The sequence below is a fragment of the Bradyrhizobium sp. UFLA05-153 genome, assembly GCF_054185185.1.
Genome location: NZ_JBBIAM010000359.1, coordinates 1 through 543 on the forward strand (window position 1 = coordinate 1; position 543 = coordinate 543).

General features: G+C 59.3%; 1 pseudogene. It reads left to right on the forward strand.

Annotated elements, in window-relative coordinates:
- Positions 1-543, forward strand: a pseudogene (locus Q2941_RS51880) (arylsulfatase); the annotation flags it as partial.

Genomic DNA, 543 nt, shown 5'->3' on the forward strand with positions numbered 1-543 from the left:
TCAGGCGCCGGCCATGGTCAATGGCATTGCGCAAAAGCCCATTGAGGGCGTGAGCATGGTCTACACGTTCGACCAGGCGAATGCCAACGCACCCTCGAAGCGCGACACGCAGTATTTCGAGATGTTCGCCAATCGCGGAATCTACCACGATGGCTGGTATGCATGCACGACGCCCCCGGTGCCGCCGTGGATCTTGGGAACAGCCAAGCTGCCTGACATCAACGACTATAAATGGGAGCTCTACAACATCGCTGACGACTATTCGCAAAACAACGACCTCGCAGCCAAGAATCCTGACAAGTTGAAGGAGCTCCAGGCGTTGTTCCTGACCGAGGCGGCGAAATACCAGGTCTTGCCGCTGGACAACTCGATCCTGCCGCGCCTCGTGACGCCGCGGCCGAGCGCGACCGCCGGGCGAACGGTCTTCACGTATTCCGGTGAGAATCCCGGCATTCCGGATGGAAACACCCCGAGCATCCTCAACAAGGATTACACCATCACCGCGGAGATTACCGTCCCCCAGGGCGGCGCGGAAGGAATGAT